Here is a 16768-nt window from a genome sequence, read left to right on the forward strand (position 1 = left end):
TTTTTAGAAGGCTTCCTTGAAAAAGGAGGCTCTTTTTTTGAAATAAGGAGGTTAGATTGACCAAGAAGGAAATCATGGATGCCGTGACCATGCGGCGCACCATCATGCGGATGACTTATGAAATCATCGAACGCCATAAGTCCTTAGATGGTCTGGTGCTAGCAGGAATCAAGACCAGAGGTGTCGAGATTGCAGCAAGGATCAAGGAGCGCATCAAAGAGTTGGAAGGGATTGATTTGCCCCTTGCCAGCCTTGATACCAAACCCTTTCGTGATGATGTCAAGGAAACGACAGATACCACCCAGATGGATGTTTCGATTGCAGGTAAAGAGGTTATCCTTGTCGATGATGTGCTCTTTACAGGTAGAACTATTCGCGCTGCCATTGACAATCTCGTTAGCCACGGGCGTCCAGCGCGTGTGGGCTTAGCGGTCTTGATTGATAGAGGGCACAGGGAGCTTCCTATCCGAGCGGACTATGTGGGAAAGAATATCCCCACCAGCTCAGAAGAAGATGTTGTGGTGCATATTAGCGAGATTGACCAAGAAGACGCAGTCTTTTTGACGAAGAAATAGGAGGAAATAACAGTGACACAAACCCAATCAACCCCATCGAATGCGAGATATGATGTGGATCAAATCCCACCGACAGGAGAGCTAATCGGTTTATCTTTCCAGCATTTGTTTGCCATGTTTGGCTCTACCGTTTTGGTGCCGATTCTTGTTGGGATTGACCCAACGGTTGCTCTCTTGTCTAGTGGTCTTGGAACCCTAGCCCATTTGACGGTGACCAAGTTTAAAATCCCAGCTTACATGAGTTCTAGCTTTGCCTACATTGCTGCTATGCAGACCTTGCTAAAGACGGACGGCATGGGAGCTGTGGCACAGGGAGCTATTGTTGGGGGTCTTGTTTACTTAGTGGTTGCCTTGATTGTGCGCTTTATGGGAAATGCTTGGATTGACAAGATTCTTCCTCCCATCGTGGTGGGACCAATCGTCATGGTTATCGGGCTTAGCTTAGCGAGTGTTGCGGTCAATGACGTTATGCTCAAAGACGGGGTCTATAATACCAGCTACCTCATCATCGGGATGGTGACCCTACTTGCGGTTATCTTCTTCAATATCTTTGGAAAAGGCATTGTCGGCATTATCCCTATCCTCTTAGGTCTTTTCACTGGTTATATCTTTGCCATCCTTTTTGGAATGGTGACAGGTCAGGAGTTTGTCAGCTTTGCAGGTGTCGCTAAGGCACACTGGATCAGTGTTCCAGACCTCTACATTCCTTTTGTCAACGAACCCTTCAAACTTTATCCAAGTGCTATCCTAACCATGGCACCCATCGCATTTGTGACCATGACAGAACACTTTGGTCACGTGGTGGTTCTAAATAGCTTGACCAACCGTGATTTCTTTAAGGATCCAGGTCTTGACCGTACCTTAACGGGTGATGGGGTAGCCCAAATCATCGCTGGTTTCATCGGTGCGCCTCCGGTGACTTCTTATGGGGAAAATATCGGGGTGATGGCACTCAACAAGGTTTACTCTGTTGCGGTCATTGCAGGAGCAGCCGTTCTTGCTATTCTCCTTAGCTTTATCGGCAAGATCTCAGCGCTCATCAACTCCATTCCAACTCCTGTTGTTGGTGGACTTTCCATCGCCCTCTTTGGAGTTATCGCAGCTAGCGGTCTAAAAATCTTGGTCGAATCCAAAACCAACTTGGATGATAAGAAGAACCTCCTTATCTCCAGTGTTATCTTGGTTTCTGGTATCGGAGGACTCATGCTTCAAATCGACGGTTTCCAAATCACAGGTGTCGCCTTCTCAACTGTCCTTGGAATCATCCTCTACCAATTCTTGCCAGAAGAATCAAAAGAGAAGAAATAAAAATGACATGAAGAAACCACCTAGATTGGGTGGTTTTTGTCTTGTGTCACTGACTTATTTTCAGACTAAAACTTAAAACGTTTATATTGCTAATATTGTGCTGAGGTATTTTTTGAGTTCGAGTTTATATGAATAAGGGGAAGCTATACGAGAGTGACTCGTGCTAAAAGCGCTCTCCTTAAACATTCAATAGTAAAAAAAGCCCTTGAGGGAGTTATTGGCTAGTCTCTCAAACGCTTTTTTCTTTTTAAAAATGGAGTAGCTTGTGCCAGAAGGATTTTTTGTCACCAGAGGAGTGGCAGCTGTTTGTCTGTAAGACCTGTGGAAATTGTGCTCGTAAGTCGGGGTCCGTGATCTCCACAGCATGGTCGCTATGGACCACGACACCGTAAGGCGAGTGGGCTTTTTCTTCGTCGATGATGGTGGCAGGGAGATGTAAATCCTTGGCTGCCTTCATATAAGCCATCTCGGTTTGACCGCTTAGGCGAGCGGAGATTTTTACGGTCAAAGGCTGGTACTGATTCGCCAAGGTTTCTAATAGCTTAGGAAAGGCAGCGATGACCTGCTGTTTGTCTGCATCCTCTAAAGAGATGGTGAGCACCAATCGCTCGTGGAAGGTCCCTAGACAGTTGCGCTGTTCATCTGGATTGAGCCGTTTTTCACCGGTGGCGTAGGTCAAAACCTTGTCTTCCAAATTTGTCATGAATACTCCCTCCTTTTTTGTTTATGCTTTATTGTACCACAAACCAAGTTTTGATAGCGTTTTCTAAGTCTTTCAAAAAATTTTTTCAAGAGAATTTGTCTTTGATTTGCCTAAGCGTCCAAATTATGATATGATAAAAAGGTAACAAATTAAACTCAATAAGGAGAGTAAGAAGATGTCAATTATTACTGATGTTTACGCTCGCGAAGTCCTTGACTCACGCGGTAACCCAACCATTGAAGTGGAAGTTTACACTGAATCCGGTGCATTCGGTCGTGGTATGGTTCCTTCAGGTGCTTCTACTGGTGAGCATGAAGCAGTAGAACTTCGTGACGGCGACAAGTCACGTTACGGCGGTCTTGGAACTCAAAAGGCTGTTGACAACGTTAACAACATCATTGCAGAAGCCCTTATCGGTTTTGATGTACGCGATCAACAATCTATCGACCGCATGATGATTGCCCTTGACGGTACACCTAACAAAGGTAAATTGGGAGCGAACGCTATCCTTGGTGTGTCTATTGCCGTTGCACGTGCAGCTGCTGACTACCTTGAAGTGCCACTTTACAACTACCTTGGCGGTTTCAACGCTAAAGTGCTTCCAACACCAATGATGAACATCATCAACGGTGGATCACACTCAGATGCACCAATTGCTTTCCAAGAATTCATGATCTTGCCAGTTGGCGCACCAACTTTCAAAGAAGCGCTTCGCTACGGTGCTGAAATCTTCCACGCTCTTAAGAAAATCCTTAAAGAACGTGGTCTTGAAACAGCCGTTGGTGACGAAGGTGGATTTGCACCTAAATTCGACGGTACTGAAGATGCAGTAGAAACTATCATCAAAGCTATCGAAGCAGCTGGTTACAAACCAGGTGAAGAAGTCTTCATCGGCTTTGACTGTGCATCATCAGAATTCTACGATAAAGAACGTAAAGTTTACGATTACACTAAATTTGAAGGTCCTGGTGCAGCGGTTCGTACAGCTGACGAGCAAGTGGCTTACCTTGAAGAATTGGTTAACAAATACCCAATCCTTTCTATCGAAGATGGTATGGACGAAAACGACTGGGATGGTTGGAAAGTTCTTACAGAACGTCTTGGTAAGAAAGTCCAATTGGTTGGTGATGACTTCTTCGTAACTAACACAGAATACCTTGAAAAAGGTATCGAAGAAGGTGCAGCTAACTCAATCCTTATCAAAGTTAACCAAATCGGTACATTGACTGAAACTTTCGATGCCATCGAAATGGCTAAAGAAGCTGGTTACACTGCAGTTGTTTCACACCGTTCAGGTGAAACAGAAGATTCAACAATCTCTGACATTGCTGTGGCAACAAACGCTGGCCAAATCAAGACAGGTTCACTTTCACGTACAGACCGTATCGCTAAGTACAACCAATTGCTTCGCATCGAAGATCAATTGGGTGATGTGGCTGAATACCGTGGTTTGAAATCTTTCTACAATCTTAAAAAATAATAAACCAACCTAAATGAATGGTTTTGAGCTCTTGGGAAATATCCCGAGGGCTTTTTTGATATAAAGGGAGAAGAAAGTGTTTTTTAGGGTTATGGTATTAGATCTGTTCTAAGGATTTTTGAAAAAAATTGGGATTTATGGTATGATAAAAAGCAAACGAAACTGAACACGCCCTGCGAACTTTGGAAAATAGATAAAGCTTCCTAGAACTTTAGGGTTCTTCGTCAGCTTTCCTAATTTTCCTGTGTTCGCTTAACGGGCTTTGTATTTTATGAACTGAACATGGGCTAAAAGCATCGAGAAAATCTTCAGTTTTCCTAGGAACTGAAGGTTCCAGCGTCAAACTGTCTATTTTCTTCTTGCTTTCTTCACGCCCTTTGTATCTTATGGTGGCGACGCTTTTTCTGAGGTCAAGTTGACCGAATGAAAAATCTAGTCAGTCGCCTAGCTTCTTGCCAGATAGCAAGAAGCGTGTGATAAAGAGGAGCGTGAGTGACCTTTATCACTGGCGATTGGAACACGCCCTACGAACTGTGGAAAATTATGCAACCTTCCTAGAACGCCTAAGTTCTTCGTCAGTTTTCTTAATTTTCCTGTGTTCGCTCAACGGGCTTTGTATCATCATTGAACACGGTGCTATCTTCCTTTGAAAATAGACTCACTTTCCTAGAACTTTAGGGTTCTTCGTCAAGTTCTCTAATTTTCTTTGGAAGATTTCTTGCTAAAGCAAGAACCGCACCTTTGTATCTTATTGAAACGGAACACGGAGCTAACTTCTTCAGAAAAAAGATAGATTTTTCTTTTGAAGTTTTCGCTAAAGCGAAGCGCTCCTTTGTATCTTACTATAAGGAGAAAAAGTGGATGAAAGTGGGGTTATTTACAGATACGTATTTCCCTCAAGTATCGGGTGTGGCGACCAGTATTGAGACCTTAAAGGATATGTTGGAAAAAAATGGTCACGAGGTTTATATTTTTACCACAACGGATAAGCTAACGGATGGGCGTTATGATGATGCGTCTATTATCCGCTTGCCGAGTGTTCCTTTTATTTCCTTTACTGATCGTAGGATTGCCTACCGTGGGTTATTGACGGCTTACCGGATTGCGAAGGCTTATCAGCTTGATATTATCCACACGCAGACGGAGTTTAGTCTCGGCATTTTGGGGGAGATTCTCGGTCGGGCGCTTAATATTCCGGTGGTGCACACCTACCACACCCAGTATGAGGATTATGTCAACTATATCGCCAAGGGCAAGCTTATTCGTCCAAGTATGATCAAATACATCATGCGGGCTTATCTAAATGATGTGGACGGCATTATCTGTCCGAGTCGCATCGTTTACAATCTCCTTGAGGGTTATGATGTCAAGGTGCCAAAGGTGGTTATTCCAACAGGTATTCGCTTAGAACGCTATGTGCGACCAGACATCACCAAAGAAGCCATTAGTGATTTGCGTGAAAAACTAGGTATTCTTCCTGATGAGACCATGCTGCTCAGTTTGTCACGGGTATCCTATGAAAAAAATATTCAAGCTATTATTAAGGCTTTTCCAGAAGTCCTAGCAGAACATCAAGAAGTAAAGCTGGTAGTGGCAGGTGACGGACCTTATCTTCAAGAACTGAAACATTTAGCCAAGGACCTGAACTTAACGAATCACGTACTTTTTACAGGGATGATTTCACCAGATGAAACAGTGCTTTATTATAAGGCGGCGGATTTTTTTGTCAGTGCGTCAACCAGTGAAACGCAAGGTCTGACTTATACAGAGAGTATCGCTAGTGGTACGCCGATTATTGCGCACGGCAATCCTTACTTGGATGATTTGGTGAGTGACCCGATGTTTGGTACGCTTTACTATCAAGAAAGTGATTTGTCTGGGGCCATTTTAGAAGCTATCCTAGCCACACCACCAAAGGATGATAGCCTTTGGAAGGAGAAGTGTTACGCTATTTCTGCGGAACATTTTGGACAATCGGTCTATGAATTTTACCTCGATATGCTGATCACCAAGCAGGTCAAACAATATGACAAGCTCTCTATGACGGTCAAAGGAAGTAGAGAAGATCAGTCAATTCGCCTCGTACGTTCTGCCATGAATCTTCCAAGACGGGCTGCTAGAAGTACAGCCAAGACCTCAGTCAAGGTGGTCAGAGCGCCTAAAAAAGTTGTCGATGTTTTACGAGATTTTTTACGCTAATCCCTTGCAATTTTTTGGAAAAGTGATAAAATAACAGTTGGAAACATGTTTCTTGTGGATTGTTTTCTAGAGAGCACCCGTTGCTGTGAGTGGTGTAAACAAAAGCAAGCAAATACTCTTCCCTAGTTTTTATGCAAACATAAAACGGTGGCCACGTTAGAGCCAAAAACGAGGTAATGGGACTTGTCCTGTTACAAATGAAGGTGGAACCACGTTGCGACGTCCTTTTTGGATGTCGCTTTTTGTTTTTTAAAAAGGAGAGATAGGTGAACATTAAAGAAGCGCTGGAGCGTAGCATAGCGATTAGGAAGGCTTATGAGAGGCTTGAAATCAAGCATCTCATAAGCCTTGGTCCATTGAAGAGGATTTACTAGCGCTTTCCAATGATATTGGAAATCTCAATCGCTTGGTTATGACCAAACAAGGACGCTACTATGATGAGGCCCCTTATGTCCTAGAGGAAAAATTAGCAGAGAATATGTGGTGGCTTTTAGAGTTGTCTCACCGTTTAGATGTGGATATAGAAAGGGAATTGGAGCGCTTTTTAGCTCAAAAAGAAAAGCAACTTGGCGTAGAAAAAGAGTAACAAGAAATAAAGGTTTCGAGTAAAGAAAAAGGAGAGAAACAATGATTCAGATTACATTTCCAGATGGTGCCGTAAGAGAATACCTTCCAGGTATCACAACAGAAGATATTGCAAAAAGCATTAGCCCATCGTTGGCGAAGAAAGCCTTGGCGGGTAAGTTTAATGGTAAACTTATTGACACGACTCGTCCAATTACAGAAGATGGTAGCCTTGAGATTGTGACCCCAGATCATGAGGATGCTTTTGGGCTACTTCGTCACTCTGCGGCTCACTTGTTTGCCCAAGCAGCGCGTCGCCTTTATCCAGACATTCATCTTGGAGTAGGTCCTGCGATTCAAGACGGTTTCTACTATGATACGGATAACGCCGAAGGTCAAATCTCAAATGAAGACCTTCCTCGTATCGAAGAAGAGATGAGAAAGATTGTCAAAGAAAACTTCCCAAGTATTCGTCAAGAAGTCAGCAAGGAAGAAGCTAAGGAAATCTTTAAAAATGACCCTTATAAGTTGGAACTCATCGAAGAGCACTCAGAAGATGAGGGTGGTTTGACCATCTATAGCCAAGGGGAATACACTGACCTTTGCCGTGGGCCACACGTGCCTTCAACTGGTATGATCCAAGTTTTCCAACTCCTCAATGTAGCAGGGGCTTACTGGCGCGGTAAGAGCGAAAATCCGATGATGCAACGGGTTTATGGAACCGCATGGTTTGATAAAAAAGACCTCAAGCACTACCTCAAGATGCGTGAGGAAGCCAAAGAACGTGACCACAGAAAACTCGGTAAAGAGCTAGACCTCTTTATGATTAGCCAAGAAGTGGGACAAGGTCTGCCATTCTGGTTGCCAGATGGTGCGACAGTGCGTCGTACAATCGAGCGCTACATCACAGATAAGGAAATCGCGTCTGGTTATCAACACGTTTATACACCACCGCTTGCTAGTGTCGAGCTTTACAAGACTTCTGGTCACTGGGATCACTACCGTGAGGACATGTTCCCACCAATGGACATGGGAGATGGTGAGGAGTTGGTGCTTCGTCCGATGAACTGCCCACACCACATCCAAGTTTATAAAAACCATGTGCATTCTTACCGTGAATTGCCAATTCGTATCGCTGAGTTGGGAATGATGCACCGCTATGAAAAATCAGGTGCCCTTTCTGGTCTTCAACGTGTGCGTGAGATGACCCTCAATGACGGCCACATCTTTGTGACACCAGAGCAAATCCGTGAAGAGTTTAAGAAAGTTCTTCAACTCATCATTGATGTTTATGAAGACTTTAACTTGACCGATTATTCCTTCCGTTTGTCTTACCGTGATCCAGAAGACAAGGAAAAATACTTTGACAATGATGAGATGTGGGAAATCTCTCAAAGCATGCTCAAGGCAGCCATGGACGATATGGGGTTGGAGTATTATGAAGCAGAAGGAGAAGCAGCCTTCTACGGTCCTAAGCTAGATATTCAGGTGAAAACTGCTCTTGGAAATGATGAAACCCTTTCAACTATCCAGCTGGATTTCCTTCTTCCTGAGCGCTTTGGTCTCACTTATGTGGGAGCTGACGGCGAAGAACACCGTCCTGTCATGATTCACCGTGGGGTGGTTTCAACCATGGAACGCTTCACTGCCTACCTCATTGAAACCTACAAGGGTGCCTTCCCAACTTGGCTAGCGCCAACCCAAGTCACTGTGATTCCAATTTCAAACGAAGCACACGCTGATTATGCTTGGCAAGTAGCGAACGCTCTCAAAGACAAGGGCGTGCGTGTCGTGGTGGATGAGCGCAATGAAAAGATGCAATACAAGATTCGTCAAAGCCAAACCAAGAAAGTTCCTTATCAGTTGATTGTCGGGGACAAGGAAATGGCAGATGGTACGGTCAATGTGCGTCGCTACGGTAGCAAGGAAACGCATACTGAAAGCCTAGAGGCTTTTGTAGAGCAAATCTTGGCGGACATCAAGAACTATTCTCGTGTTGAAAAAGTCGAAGAAGTTATCGAAGACTAAGAATAGAGATGGCAAGTCTGGGGCAGCTGTTCCAGACTTGTTTTTGAACGCTGGTCTTAAAAGTAAAAGGAAAGGCGCTATTGGAGGGAGGAAAAAGCTATGAACCTAGAGGAACAACGTGCTCTCATTCGTAGTGGGGCCATGTATGATGATGTAACCAAAGAGTTGATCGAAGCGCGTGAGCGGGCGGTCTTGCTGAGTAATGAGTATAATAACAGTTACGGCAGACCAGCCCAGGAGCGAGAGGCTATTTTAGCCAAGTTACTGAAAAAAGTGGGCAAATCTCCTTATTTTGAACCCCAATTTCGGTGTGAATTTGGCGACGGGATTGAAATTGGGGATAATTTCTACGCTAATTTTGATTGTGTGATGCTAGACGGTGGTGGGATTACGATTGGGGATCATGTCTTATTTGGTCCTCGTGTGGGTATCTACACGTCTAACCATGCCATCGATCCGACAGAGCGCGCTAACGGAGCTTGTTATGCCAAGCCTGTTAAGATTGGTAGTCATGTCTGGGTTGGAGCTGGGGTCCATATCAATCAAGGTGTGACCATTGGGGACAATGTTATCATCGGCTCTGGCAGTGTCGTGACCAAGGATATTCCGTCAAATAGTGTGGCAGCTGGTGTGCCCTGTCGGGTGATTCGTCCCATCACTGAAGCAGATAAGACAGGTTATAAGCCCTATCATTAAGTCATAGAAAAAGAAGTTGACCTTGAGGTCAGCTTCTTTGTGTTTTAGTCTAAAAGATCTTGTTCCAACTGGAGGGTGAAGGATTTATAGAGGGCATAAGCCTTGTCATTTTCACCAGCCTCTATCAAAGCAATAGCCGGTCTGACCAACTGGTTATAGATCCGTTCCAAATAGACGGTGCGCTCAGGGGAGTGGTCAATCAGATCCACCAGACGAGGGGCGATGCGGTAGTAGTGGGCGATGTCTCTTTGTCCATTTGGCTGATCGGTGAGGTAGTGGTCCCGAAAGGCTCTCAAGGTAGTGAGCTCTACGCCATCATCTGCTAGGCCCATATAATCCACACAGGCTGTGGTCAAGTAGCAGCCGTCTTTCCTGATTTCATAATAGTGCTTGGGCTCGCCGAAAAAGCCTGTTTTTTGATCGACATAGCGTTGCGCTTCGCGGTAGGTTGCAAAATTGGACATGATGACGCGTCCTTTTCGTAATACTTGATAAGCCATAGCAAGTCCCCTTTTTTGCTTTCATGATACTGATTTTTAAGCCTTTTGTCAAGCTTTTTTAAAGGCTATGGTATAATAAGGGCATGAGGAGAGAAAAAAGATGGCACAGCTTAGCCAAGAAAACGTCTGACTTTAATCAAAAGGCACTGAACGAACGTTATCAACAAGCAGCCTGTCTAGTACAACTTGAAAAGCAGGGCTGGTCGGATGAGGTCTTGGATAAGGCGCTTAGAGATAGACTAATGGTTTCAAAGCTCTTGGTCGGCTCAAGGCTGTTTTTGACCTTTTGGCAAATGGAGCGGGAAAGACCAGCTAGAGAACGTTTGGAAGTCCTTTTGGCTGTCTTGGATTTTCCGAAGGACTTGTCCGGTCAGCTTAGGGAAAATCAAACCTTGGTGGCTGGCTTTGATGCGGATTTAGCCCCTCATCATCCTTTTTGGAAGGAGTTGTCTAGGGTAGTGGATCAGGCTTTTCCAAAAGATAGTATCAGCCAAGACGATTTGTTAGCCAAGAAAATCCATCAGTTGCGCTATGTGATTTCAGCCCAGCAGGCGGACTATATCAGAAAATCTTATCAAAAGGATAGAGAAAGTGATAGGGAAGCTCTCGCTTGTTATCTGGCTCTTTTTCCTACTTGGCTGAAGGCTTATAGTCCTTTTACGTCGGCACGTTTTCATAATAAATTGCATCAGAGTAGTGGGGCTTTTCCAGATAATCTTGCCACCTTTAACATCAAGATTTTGGTGCAGTGGCACAGTGAGTTTATCCTTGATAGCAAGGGGCATTTTCTCAATGAAACAGAAACCAGAAGCATCACCCAGCGTGGCATTATCAATGGCGCTAGTTTTAATTATGGGAAAGGTAAGCGGCACTGGGACTTGGATGTGGATCTTGCTGGGGTTCACGACCCCCTGTTTCGAGATAGAGCGACTAAGGACTACCGTTCGAGTAACAGGACCAAAGCAGGCGAGGAAGGTTATGAGCGTAGCTTTTTCAACCCAGCAGGCTTTTATGCTAGAGATGGAAAATCACAAGCGCAAGGCTTACAGGATGAAGCAAGACAGTTTCAAGAGAGAATTAGAAGTTACCGTAAGCAACTGCCTTGGTGGAAAAAAGTGGGATTTTTACTGACCTTATGGTGGCAGAACCACCGATAAGGCTTGTTGTATCGTTTTTTCATTTTTTTTGATATAATCTAGTATAGGAGAAACGATAGGATAAAGGATAGAAAGTGAGGATAATGTATGAAGAAAGTTTTAATTGTTGATGATGAAAAACCGATTTCAGATATTATCAAATTTAACCTGACCAAGGAAGGTTATGAAACAGTGACAGCAGCAGATGGGCGAGAAGCACTTGCCCAGTTTGAGGCGGAAAAGCCAGATTTGATTATCTTGGATTTGATGTTGCCAGAACTCGATGGTTTGGAGGTGGCAAAAGAGGTCAGAAAGACCAGTCATGTGCCGATTATCATGTTGTCTGCTAAGGATAGCGAGTTTGATAAGGTGATTGGTCTTGAGATTGGCGCAGACGACTATGTGACCAAGCCCTTCTCCAACCGTGAGCTGCTAGCGAGGGTCAAGGCGCATTTGCGGCGCACGGAAAACATTGAGACAGCCCTTAGTGAAGATCAGGCCAGTCCAGGGATTCCAAAGATTAACATTGGTGAGTTGCAGATTGTCCCCGATGCCTTTTTGGCTAAAAAGCGCGGCAAAGAGCTAGAGTTGACACACCGTGAGTTTGAGTTGCTTCATCATTTAGCGACCCACATTGGTCAAGTCATGACCCGTGAACACCTTTTAGAAACGGTGTGGGGCTATGATTATTTTGGTGATGTGAGAACGGTGGATGTGACCATTCGTCGTTTGCGTGAAAAGCTAGAGGATACGCCGAGCCGCCCAGAGTATATCATGACTAGACGCGGGGTCGGCTACTATATGAGAGTTCATGAATAATATTTTTCTTAACCATTTGAGTTGGTTCGAGCTGGCAATTCTTTGCCTGCTCGCTTTTGTTGCCTGTTATTTTATCTTTTTGGCTTATCGGGAATACCGTCAGTCTAAGGCTATTCGCTTACTCAATGGCAAGGTCAGGTCTTTGATCTCAGGCGATTATAGTCAAACCATCACGGTTAAGGGAGACCGCGATCTCATGGATTTGGCGACCCACCTCAATGACTTGTCAGTGGTGCTTGGAGCTACGCATGATAAGCTAGCTCAAGAGCGTAACCGCCTAGCGAGTATCTTGGCTTATATGACCGATGGGGTCATTGCGACTAATCGGACAGGTAAGATCATCATGATCAATGCCATGGCGCAAAAGCAGCTCAATATCACCAAGGAGCAGGCTTTTGAGTTGTCGATTTTGGATATCTTGGGCCGTGACAATCCTTATAGTTATCAGGATTTGGTCTTGAAAACACCTGAGATTGTCTTAAATAGCCGTGATGAACATGGGGAGTTTGTGACACTTCGCATTCATTTTGCCCTCAATCGTAAGGAAAATGGTTTTGTGTCTGGTCTGGTAGCGGTCTTACATGACACCACCGATCAGGAGAAAGAGGAACGGGAGCGCCGCATGTTTGTTTCCAATGTCAGTCATGAGTTGCGCACGCCCTTGACCTCGGTCAAGGCCTATCTTGAAGCCTTGGATGAGGGGGCTTTGGGTGAGCCTGTGGCTCCTGATTTTATCAAGGTGTCCCTAGATGAGACCAACCGCATGATGCGGATGATTTCGGATTTGCTCAATCTCTCACGGATTGATAACAAGGCTAGTCAGCTGGATGTGGAGATGACCAACTTTACCGCCTTCATCACCTCGATTTTGAACCGCTTTGACCAGATAAAAAATCAGCACACCACAAGTGAGAAGAGCTATGAACTGGTTAGAGATTATCCTATCACGCCTATCTGGCTAGAGATTGATACGGATAAGATGACCCAAGTTTTGGACAATCTGCTCAATAACGCCATCAAATATTCCCCTAATGGTGGCACTATCACAGTCAGCATGAAGACCACGGACACCCAGCTCATTGTTGCCATCAGCGACCAAGGTTTAGGGATTCCAAAGAAGGATCTGCCCTTGATTTTTGACCGCTTTTACCGGGTGGATAAGGCAAGGAGTCGGGCGCAAGGCGGCACTGGTCTAGGTCTTGCCATCGCAAAAGAGATTATCAAACAGCATAAAGGCTTTATCTGGGCCAAGAGCAGGTATGGGGAGGGCTCGACCTTTACCATTGTCCTGCCGTATGAAAAGACCCAAGAAGCCCTAGATGAATGGGAGGAAGTGAGCTTAGAGTCATGAGTCAGGGATTTTTGTATAGTATTTTAGCGTCTGGTTCGAGTGGTAATAGCTTTTACCTCGAAACGCCGCAAAAACGCATCTTGGTGGATGCGGGGCTTTCTGGTAAGAAAATTACGGGGCTTTTAGCTGAAATTGACCGGAGCCCAGAGGATTTGGATGCCATCTTTATCACCCATGAGCATAGTGATCACATCAGTGGGGTTGGCGTTTTGGCGCGCAAATACCATCTGGATCTTTATGCCAATCAAAAGACTTGGGAAGTGATGGACGCTCAAAATTTGCTGGGGAAAATCGATGTGGCACAAAAACATGTCTTTGAGCGTGGCAGTGTCTTGACCTTTGGGGACTTGGATATTGAGAGTTTTGGTGTTAGTCACGACGCTGCTGACCCGCAGTTTTACCGCTTTATGAAGGATGACAAATCCTTTGTCCTCTTGACGGATACGGGCTATGTGAGTGAGCGTTTGGCTGGGCTGGTGGAAAATGCGGATGCTTATCTGATGGAGTCCAACCACGATGTGGAGATGTTGCGCTCAGGCAGCTACCCTTGGCGAACCAAGCAGCGGATTTTGTCCGATAAGGGGCATTTGTCCAATGAAGATGGGGCGCAGAGCCTTCTTCGTACCATGGGCAATCGCACCAAACGGGTTTATCTGGGACATTTGAGCAAGGAAAATAATGTCAAGGAGCTAGCCAACATGACCATGAAAACCAGCCTCATGCAAGCGGACTATGATGTGGAGCGTGAGATTAGAGTCTATGATACCGCTCCCGATCAAGCCACCCCTTTGACACGGATCTAGAACAGGTTGGGAAATTTCAGCTTGTTTTTAAATTTTTCGCTAGCCATCTAAGGCCTAAAAAAGGATGAGATTTGACAAAAGTTGGACATTTTATTTATCTAAAGGATTTAGTTCTGTACCCCACAGGACTAAGTCCTTTTAGTTTTGCTTTGATTCGTTTGTTGTTGTAGTAAAAAATGTAATCTGTGATAGCTTGCTCAAGGTCATCAAGGGATTGATAAGACTTCTCAAATCCATAAAACATTTTAGATTTGAGAATGCCAAGGAAGGACTCCATCATCCCATTATCTGGACTATTTCCCTTGCGAGACATAGAGGAACGAATTCCTTTGGTTTTCAAAAAGTGATGATAAGACTGGTGCTGGTATTGCCAGCCTTGATCGCTGTGAAGAATGGTTCCGCTATATGAATCTGCTGGAAAAACCTTCTCAAGCATGGTTTTAATCTGTTTCAAGTCAGGTGACCGAGATAAGGTAAAATCAATAATCTCACTGTTATAGCCATCAAGAACAGGGGAGAGATAAAGTTTCCCTTCAGGTAAGGCAAACTCCGTCACATCGGTATAGCCCTTCTCGTAAGGTTTAGAGCCTTCGAATTGACGTTTAATCAGATTATCAGACTTCTTACCAACCTCACCTTTGTAAGAAGAATACTTGCGCTTACGACGAATACGAGCGGTCAAGCCTAACTCTTTCATCAAGCGCTGCACCTTTTTGTGATTGATGATAAAGCCACGATTTCGTAATTCTAAATGAATCCGACGATAGCCGTAATTACCTTTATGGTCATCATAAATAGATTGTATTTCATCCTTGATAATTTTCTCCTTATCTGGCTTAGCCAGTCGCTTCACTTGATAGTAATAGGTGGAGCGTGGCAAATCAAGGATTTCGAGTAGCGTTTCTAGGGAAAACTGATTCGTTAATGCTTGAATGATTTCTGTTGCTCTTTGCGCTTTGCTTCGTCCCTCAAGCGGTATTCTCTCAGCTTTTTTAGCACAGCATTCTCCGCTCTAAGGTATTCATTTTCATGTTTTAGTCGTTCTAACTCTGTCATTTGGTCCAAAGTCTTTTTTGGTTTACGTCCCATCTTTGGTGGTCTCCCTCTTGGTTTTTCAAGAATAGTATAACCGTTTTTCTTGTATTTGGCTATCCAATTTGGGAGCATCCCTCGATTTGGCAAGGCATAATCAAGGGAAACTGAGAGTTGAGAGCAACCATGGATCAAGACTTTATCCATTATTTCCTGCTTTAATTCGGGTGAATAATACCGATTTTTTTCCTTTTCAACAATCTCAACACCATATTTATCCATGAGTTTAACCATGTACTTGAGATTGGAAGGACAGACTTCATATCGCTGACTGATCTGAGGCCATGATACACCTCTCTTTCTCAACTTGTATATACCTCGTTTATCTTCATAACTTAATTTCATAAGAAAAGCCCCCCAATCGTTAGATTTTGTGTCTAACTTTTGGGGTGCAGTTCAATGTTCCACTTTGTAGAGGGCTTTTTTTACGTCGTTTGCGACTAAGGCTGTTTGAGCTAGTGGCATTCATCGCTAGCCATTTAGAAAATAGTGCAAGCACTACCCCAACCAAGGTTGGCGCGACAACGTTTATGAGGACTTCATGCTACATGGGCAACTCACCTCCTTTCGCAGGCGGTGTTTTGTTTGTGCCAGATGCTATTATATCATATATAACCAAAGAGAAAGAGCGGAGATGTTAGAAAAATCACCGCTTTTTTAGTTTCCGCTATAAAGCCTATCACCCCAACTGGCTGCATTTTTATAGCTAGTAGGATGTGCTATTCCCCATATTCTAGTCTTTTATTGGGAAAAGTAGGGTCAAGACCGAAAAGCTCATCTGATTTGTGGTATAATAAAAGGACATGAGAAAAAGAAAGGATAGGCTATGAACGCTTTATACGATACTTTAAACGCGCGGTTTGGCATTACTTTTAAGGACCAGACCTTGCTTGAGACGGCTTTTACCCATACCAGCTATGCCAATGAACATCGCCTCCTAAACATTTCACATAATGAACGTTTGGAATTTTTAGGAGACGCTGTTTTGCAGCTTTTGATTTCGAGATATTTATTTGAAAAATACCCTCATAAGGCAGAAGGAGATCTCTCCAAAATGCGCTCTACCATGGTGCGTGAGGAGAGTTTGGCTAGCTTTTCTAAGCAGTGCGGTTTTCAAGCCTTTGTCAAGCTCGGAAAAGGTGAGGAAAAAACAGGAGGCAGAGAGCGTGCGACCATTTTAGGCGACTTGTTTGAAGCCTTTTTGGGGGCGCTTTATCTGGATCAAGGCTTGGAAGAGGTGAGCCGCTTTATTGAGCTGGTCATGATTCCTAGCATTGAGGAGGGCAATTATGATCAGGTCAAGGACTACAAGACCATCCTCCAAGAATTTTTGCAGGTCAAGGGTGAGGTGGTCATTGACTACTGTGTGATCAATGAAACAGGTCCAGCCCATGATAAGACCTTTGAAGTGGAGGTTGTGGTGGACGGCAAGCGCCTGAGCCAAGGGATTGGCAAATCAAAAAAACTAGCCGAGCAAGAGGCAGCACGGGTTGCTCTTTCGGTTTTGGAGTAAG

At 44.4% G+C, this 16768-nt stretch carries 14 protein-coding genes and 2 pseudogenes; 12 read left to right on the forward strand and 4 right to left on the reverse strand.

The window, feature by feature from the left end; translation table 11 throughout:
- Nucleotides 1-56: 56 nt before the first annotated feature.
- Nucleotides 57-575 carry a bifunctional pyr operon transcriptional regulator/uracil phosphoribosyltransferase PyrR gene (pyrR, locus tag ACZ49W_RS02840; protein WP_464813828.1) on the forward strand — a complete coding sequence of 173 codons (519 nt, stop codon included), beginning with the start codon at nt 57-59 and terminating at the stop codon, nt 573-575.
- Nucleotides 576-587: 12 nt separating this feature from the next.
- Nucleotides 588-1883: a uracil-xanthine permease family protein gene (locus ACZ49W_RS02845; RefSeq protein ID WP_464813829.1), complete on the forward strand. Its 1296-nt coding sequence runs from the start codon at nt 588-590 to the stop codon at nt 1881-1883.
- A 247-nt stretch (nt 1884-2130) separates the two neighbouring features.
- Here the strand turns inward: ACZ49W_RS02845 and ACZ49W_RS02850 are convergent, their stop codons facing one another.
- Complete coding sequence (locus tag ACZ49W_RS02850; RefSeq protein WP_464813830.1) at nt 2131-2586, reverse strand: DUF1694 domain-containing protein; 456 nt, start codon at nt 2584-2586, stop codon at nt 2131-2133.
- A gap of 175 nt (nt 2587-2761) precedes the next feature.
- Here ACZ49W_RS02850 and eno point away from each other — a divergent pair, with 175 nt between their 5' ends.
- From eno to ACZ49W_RS02875, 5 genes and pseudogenes are all read left to right on the forward strand, one after another.
- Nucleotides 2762-4066, forward strand: coding sequence for a surface-displayed alpha-enolase (gene eno / locus ACZ49W_RS02855; RefSeq protein ID WP_464813831.1), 1305 nt, complete (start codon nt 2762-2764; stop codon nt 4064-4066).
- Nucleotides 4067-4927: 861 nt separating this feature from the next.
- Nucleotides 4928-6265: a glycosyltransferase family 4 protein gene (locus ACZ49W_RS02860; protein ID WP_464813832.1), complete on the forward strand. Its 1338-nt coding sequence runs from the start codon at nt 4928-4930 to the stop codon at nt 6263-6265.
- 266 nt (nt 6266-6531) lie between these two features.
- Nucleotides 6532-6851: pseudogene (locus tag ACZ49W_RS02865) on the forward strand (nucleoside triphosphate pyrophosphohydrolase family protein).
- A gap of 41 nt (nt 6852-6892) precedes the next feature.
- A complete protein-coding gene (thrS, locus tag ACZ49W_RS02870) occupies nt 6893-8857 on the forward strand; it encodes a threonine--tRNA ligase (protein WP_464813833.1) in 1965 nt (654 codons plus the stop codon).
- 99 nt (nt 8858-8956) lie between these two features.
- Entirely contained in the window at nt 8957-9553 is a 597-nt protein-coding gene (locus ACZ49W_RS02875) for a sugar O-acetyltransferase (RefSeq protein WP_464813834.1), read from the forward strand.
- A 44-nt stretch (nt 9554-9597) separates the two neighbouring features.
- Here the strand turns inward: ACZ49W_RS02875 and ACZ49W_RS02880 are convergent, their stop codons facing one another.
- Nucleotides 9598-10053: a CFI-box-CTERM domain-containing protein gene (locus ACZ49W_RS02880; protein WP_464813835.1), complete on the reverse strand. Its 456-nt coding sequence runs from the start codon at nt 10051-10053 to the stop codon at nt 9598-9600.
- Nucleotides 10054-10136: 83 nt separating this feature from the next.
- Here ACZ49W_RS02880 and ACZ49W_RS02885 point away from each other — a divergent pair, with 83 nt between their 5' ends.
- The 4 genes from ACZ49W_RS02885 to ACZ49W_RS02900 all read left to right on the forward strand — a co-directional run bounded on the left by ACZ49W_RS02885 (nt 10137) and on the right by ACZ49W_RS02900 (nt 14162).
- Nucleotides 10137-11210, forward strand: coding sequence for a DUF3114 domain-containing protein (locus tag ACZ49W_RS02885; RefSeq protein ID WP_464813836.1), 1074 nt, complete (start codon nt 10137-10139; stop codon nt 11208-11210).
- 87 nt (nt 11211-11297) lie between these two features.
- Nucleotides 11298-12008 (forward strand): response regulator YycF, encoded by a 711-nt coding sequence (gene yycF, locus ACZ49W_RS02890; protein WP_464813837.1) that lies wholly within the window; start codon nt 11298-11300, stop codon nt 12006-12008.
- On the forward strand, nt 12001-13359 hold the full coding sequence (gene vicK / locus ACZ49W_RS02895; protein WP_464813838.1) for a cell wall metabolism sensor histidine kinase VicK: 1359 nt from the start codon (nt 12001-12003) through the stop codon (nt 13357-13359). Before yycF ends, vicK begins: the two co-directional genes overlap by 8 nt.
- Nucleotides 13356-14162 carry an MBL fold metallo-hydrolase gene (locus tag ACZ49W_RS02900; RefSeq protein WP_464813839.1) on the forward strand — a complete coding sequence of 269 codons (807 nt, stop codon included), beginning with the start codon at nt 13356-13358 and terminating at the stop codon, nt 14160-14162. Before vicK ends, ACZ49W_RS02900 begins: the two co-directional genes overlap by 4 nt.
- A gap of 94 nt (nt 14163-14256) precedes the next feature.
- Here ACZ49W_RS02900 and ACZ49W_RS02905 read toward each other — a convergent pair.
- Together ACZ49W_RS02905 and ACZ49W_RS02910 are read right to left on the reverse strand one after the other, a co-directional pair.
- Nucleotides 14257-15599 (reverse strand): IS3 family transposase gene (locus tag ACZ49W_RS02905; protein ID WP_464813840.1). Its coding sequence is split into 2 segments (ribosomal slippage): nt 14257-15149 and nt 15149-15599, totalling 1344 coding nucleotides; the frame shifts between segments, so codons are not numbered across the junction.
- Nucleotides 15600-15726: 127 nt separating this feature from the next.
- A pseudogene (locus ACZ49W_RS02910) lies at nt 15727-15786 on the reverse strand (type I toxin-antitoxin system Fst family toxin); the annotation flags it as partial.
- A 294-nt stretch (nt 15787-16080) separates the two neighbouring features.
- On the opposite strand from ACZ49W_RS02910, the gene rnc reads away from it, so the two are divergent.
- Entirely contained in the window at nt 16081-16767 is a 687-nt protein-coding gene (gene rnc / locus ACZ49W_RS02915) for a ribonuclease III (protein WP_464813841.1), read from the forward strand.
- Nucleotide 16768: the final 1 nt, after the last annotated feature.

The organism is Streptococcus sp. STR1/CE/0325 (assembly GCF_055386095.1).

Bases quoted from the DNA above. Each gene is read 5' to 3' on its own strand.
- ACZ49W_RS02875 (WP_464813834.1), top strand. From the start codon at position 8,957: ATGAACCTAGAGGAACAACGTGCTCTCATTCGTAGTGGGGCCATGTAT.
- ACZ49W_RS02885 (WP_464813836.1), top strand. From the start codon at position 10,137: ATGAGGAGAGAAAAAAGATGGCACAGCTTAGCCAAGAAAACGTCTGAC.
- yycF (WP_464813837.1), top strand. From the start codon at position 11,298: ATGAAGAAAGTTTTAATTGTTGATGATGAAAAACCGATTTCAGATATT.
- thrS (WP_464813833.1), top strand. From the start codon at position 6,893: ATGATTCAGATTACATTTCCAGATGGTGCCGTAAGAGAATACCTTCCA.
- eno (WP_464813831.1), top strand. From the start codon at position 2,762: ATGTCAATTATTACTGATGTTTACGCTCGCGAAGTCCTTGACTCACGC.
- ACZ49W_RS02860 (WP_464813832.1), top strand. From the start codon at position 4,928: ATGAAAGTGGGGTTATTTACAGATACGTATTTCCCTCAAGTATCGGGT.
- ACZ49W_RS02850 (WP_464813830.1), bottom strand. From the start codon at position 2,586: ATGACAAATTTGGAAGACAAGGTTTTGACCTACGCCACCGGTGAAAAA.
- rnc (WP_464813841.1), top strand. From the start codon at position 16,081: ATGAACGCTTTATACGATACTTTAAACGCGCGGTTTGGCATTACTTTT.
- ACZ49W_RS02900 (WP_464813839.1), top strand. From the start codon at position 13,356: ATGAGTCAGGGATTTTTGTATAGTATTTTAGCGTCTGGTTCGAGTGGT.
- vicK (WP_464813838.1), top strand. From the start codon at position 12,001: ATGAATAATATTTTTCTTAACCATTTGAGTTGGTTCGAGCTGGCAATT.
- ACZ49W_RS02880 (WP_464813835.1), bottom strand. From the start codon at position 10,053: ATGGCTTATCAAGTATTACGAAAAGGACGCGTCATCATGTCCAATTTT.